A 3,861-nucleotide genomic window follows, 5' to 3' on the forward strand; every position below is an offset into this window, starting at 1 on the left:
CCGCCGGCCCACCAGGTGCCGCCGGCGGTGACCAGCAGCGCGCCGGCCCCGCCGAGGCTGACGAGGACGTCGCCGCAGCCGCGCGCGCGCAGCTCGGCCGCCGCGGCGCGCACGTCGCCGACCGTGAGCAGCTCGCGGGCCACCAGCTCGCGCAGCTCCTCGAGGTTGGGCTTGACGACGTCGGGGCCGGCCTCGACGGCCGCAGCGAGGGCGGCGCCGGAGGTGTCCACGGCCGCGGGGGTGCCGGCCGCGCGGGCCAGGCGCACCAGGCGGGCGTGCAGGTCCACCGGGGCGCCCGGCGGCAGGCTGCCGGAGGTGGCCAGCCAGCGCGGGCCGACGGTGAGGCGGGCGCGCACCGTGCGCAGCAGCGCCTCGACCTCCGGCGCGCCCAGGTGCGGGCCGGCCTCGTTGAGCTTGGTGGTGGTGCCGTCGGCCTCGACGACCGTGGTGTTGCTGCGCACCGCCCCGGCGATGGCCACGGGCACCACCTCCACGCGCTGGGGCGCGAGCAGGGCCACGAGCAGCTCGCCGTCGACGCCGCCGCACGGCAGCACGGCCGTGGCGCGCGCGCCGTGCCGGGCCAGGGCGCGCGCGACGTTGACGCCCTTGCCGCCGGCCTCCACCGAGGCGCCGGTGGCGCGGTGCACCTCGCCGCGGGTGAGGACGTCCAGCTCGAGGGTGCGGTCGACGCTGGGGTTGGGGGTGACGGTCAGCACCGCCGGGTGCCCGGCGCTCACGCCAGCACCACCCTGGGCCCGGCGGCCTCGACGTCGGCGACGACGCCGGGGTCCGCCCCGGTGTCCGTGATCACCGTGTCGACCCCTTCCAGGTCGGCGACGTGGGCGAAGTCGTCGCGGCCCAGCTTGGAGCGGTCGGCCAGGACGACGGTGCGGCGGGCGGCGCGCATCAGGGCGCGCTTGACGCCGGCCTCGGCCAGGTCGGGCGTGCTCAGGCCCCGCTCGGCGCTCAGGCCGTTGGTGCCGAGGAAGCACACGTCGGCGAGCACCTCGGCCAGGGCGCGCTCGGCCCAGGCGCCGACGGCGGCCAGGGTGCGCGGGCGCACCTGCCCGCCGACCAGGTGCAGGGTGACGTTCGGGCGGGTGGCCAGCGCCTGGGCCACCTGCAGGCCGTGGGTGACGACGACGAGGTCGCGGTCGGTGGGCAGCAGCTCGGCGAAGCGGGCGGTGGTGGTGCCGGCGTCGACGACGACCGTGCCGCCCACGGGCAGCTCGGCCAGGGCGGCGGCGGCGATGCGCTCCTTCTCGGCGCCGAACACGCCCTGGCGCTCGCCCACCGCCGGCTCGGCGCCCAGGCGCTCCACGGGGATGGCCCCGCCGTGCACGCGGCGCACCAGGCCGTGGCGCTCCAGGGCGGTCAGGTCGCGGCGGATCGTCTCGGGGGTGACGTCGAGGGACTCGGCCAGGGCGGTGACCTCCACGCGCCCGGCGGCGCGGGCCGTGTCGAGGATCGCCTGGTGGCGCTCCGGTGCGTACATCGCCGACTCCGTCATCCGTGCTGAGCCGCTGCCCACCCGCTGCGGTGCGGGGCCCGGAGGGCTCCGGTGGCGACGATGATGGGCCCGAAACGGACGAGACGTCAAGCAAACGGGCCGGTTCGGACAGGAAACCGGACCGGGTCCCACACGCGGTGTTCGGGGCGGGCGTGGGGACGCCCCCGCGGCCGGGCGGCCGCGGGGAGGTCGGGAGCGCCGCTCAGGCGTCGATGCGCTCGCGGTCCAGCCGCGCGGCACCGGCGATGATGAAGTCCTTGCGCGGGGCGACGTCGTTGCCCATCAGCAGCTCGAAGACGCGCTCGGCCGCCTCGCCGTCGGCGATCGTCACCCGCCGCAGCGTGCGGTGCTGCGGCTCCATGGTGGTCTCGGCGAGCTGGTCCTCGTCCATCTCCCCCAGGCCCTTGTAGCGCTGGGGGTCCTTGTAGGTGCGGCCGCGGCGGTTCAGGTCCGCGGTCACGCGGCGCAGCTCGGCGTCGGAGTAGGTGTAGATCACCTCCTTCTTCGCCCGCCCCGTGCCGTTGACCTCGATGCGGTGCAGCGGCGGCACGGCGGCGAAGACCCGCCCGGCCTCCACCAGGGGGCGCATGTACCGGAAGAACAGCGTCAGCAGCAGCGTGCGGATGTGCGCGCCGTCCACGTCGGCGTCGGTCATCAGCACGATCTTGCCGTAGCGCACGGCGGACAGGTCGAAGCTGCGGCCCGACCCGGCGCCGACCACCTGGATGATCGAGGCGCACTCGGCGTTCTTGAGCATGTCCGCCACGGACGCCTTCTGGACGTTGAGGATCTTGCCGCGCAGCGGCAGCAGCGCCTGGTGCTCGGAGTTGCGCGCCCCCATCGCGGTGCCCAGCGCCGAGTCGCCCTCCACCAGGAACAGCTCGGTGCGCGTGGTGTCGTCGGAGCGGCAGTCCTTCAGCTTCGCCGGCAGCGAGGAGGACTCCAGGGCGTTCTTGCGCCGCTGCGTCTCCTTGTGCAGGCGCGCCGAGACGCGGCTCTTCATCTCCGCGGAGACCTTCTCCAGCACCAGCGCGGTCTGCTGCTTGTCCTCGCGCCGCGGGGACTCGAACAGGGCGGTCAGCTCGCGGCGCACCGTCTCGCGCACGATGCCGCGCACCGCCGCGGTGCCCAGCACCTCCTTGGTCTGCCCCTCGAACTGCGGCTCGGCCAGGCGGACCGTCACCACGGCCGTCATGCCGGCCGTGACGTCGTCCTTCTCCAGGGTCTCGTCCTTGCCGGGCTTGAGCTTGGGCCGCGTCTTCAGCTGGTCGCGCAGCACCCCCAGCAGCGCCGTCTCGAAGCCGGCGAGGTGGGTGCCGCCCTTGGGCGTGGCGATGATGTTGACGAAGGAGCGGACCACCGTGTCGTAGCCGGTGCCCCAGCGCAGCGCCACGTCCACCACGCACTCGCGCTCCACGTCCTGGGAGTTCATGTGCCCGGCGTCGTCGAGGACCGGGACGGTCTCGGTGAAGGTGCTGGTGCCGTGCAGGCTCCACACGGGCGTCAGCGCGGCGTCCGGGGAGAGGTAGTCGGCGTACTCGGCGATGCCGCCGTCGTGCTGGAAGACCTCCTCCACCGGGCCCTCGGCGCCCGGAGTGCCCGGCAGCCCGCGCGCGTCGCGCACCACGATGCGCAACCCCGGCACCAGGAAGGCCGTCTGGCGGGCGCGGGCGGCGAGGTCCTCGTAGGAGAAGCGCGCGTCCTTGAGGAAGATCTGCGGGTCCGCCCAGTAGCGCACCCGGGTGCCCGTCACGCCCCGCTTGGCGCGGCCCACCACCTCCAGGCCCTTCACCGGCTCGAACGGCGCCTCCGGGCCCGGGCCGGCGTAGCGGCCCGGCACCCCGCGCCGGAAGCTGGTGGCGTACGTCTTGCCGCCGCGGTCGACCTCGACGTCCAGGCGCGCCGAGAGCGCGTTGACCACGCTGGCGCCCACGCCGTGCAGGCCGCCGGAGGCCGAGTAGGACCCGCCGCCGAACTTGCCGCCGGCGTGCAGGTGGGTGAAGACGACCTCGACGCCGGACAGGCCGGTGCGCGGCTCGACGTCCACGGGCACGCCGCGGCCGTCGTCGCGGACCTCGACCGAGCCGTCGGCGTGCAGCACCACGTCGATGCGGGTGCAGTGCCCGCCGAGGGCCTCGTCCACGGAGTTGTCGATGATCTCCCACAGGCAGTGCATGAGGCCGCGGGAGTCGGTGGAGCCGATGTACATGCCGGGGCGCTTGCGCACCGCCTCCAGGCCCTCCAGGACCAGCAGGTGCGCCGCGGTGTAGCCCTCGGACCCGTCGCCGTCCCGGGGCTTGCGGGGACGGGGTGCCGAGCTGGGTGCAGTCACCCCGGCAGGGTAGACGCCG

General features: G+C 75.2%; 3 protein-coding genes. All 3 read right to left on the minus strand.

Features of this window, described 5'->3' with window-relative positions; genetic code table 11:
* Positions 1-737 (minus strand): 1-phosphofructokinase family hexose kinase (locus GTR00_RS12025; RefSeq protein ID WP_323132430.1); only part of this gene is annotated, 737 nt, incomplete at its 3' end.
* Positions 734-1,495 (minus strand): DeoR/GlpR family DNA-binding transcription regulator, encoded by a 762-nt coding sequence (locus GTR00_RS12030; RefSeq protein WP_166611861.1) that lies wholly within the window; start codon positions 1,493-1,495, stop codon positions 734-736. The genes GTR00_RS12030 and GTR00_RS12025, both read right to left, overlap by 4 nt.
* Before the next feature lie 217 nt (positions 1,496-1,712).
* On the minus strand, positions 1,713-3,842 hold the full coding sequence (locus tag GTR00_RS12035; protein ID WP_166611862.1) for a DNA gyrase/topoisomerase IV subunit B: 2,130 nt from the start codon (positions 3,840-3,842) through the stop codon (positions 1,713-1,715).
* Positions 3,843-3,861: the final 19 nt, after the last annotated feature.

Origin of the sequence: Kineococcus indalonis (assembly GCF_009906395.1) — a bacterium.
GTDB lineage: Bacteria > Actinomycetota > Actinomycetes > Actinomycetales > Kineococcaceae > Kineococcus > Kineococcus indalonis.

What these genes read in the sequence shown, in the direction of transcription:
- GTR00_RS12030 (WP_166611861.1), bottom strand. Translation starts at nt 1,495, where the DNA reads ATGTACGCACCGGAGCGCCACCAGGCGATCCTCGACACGGCCCGCGCC.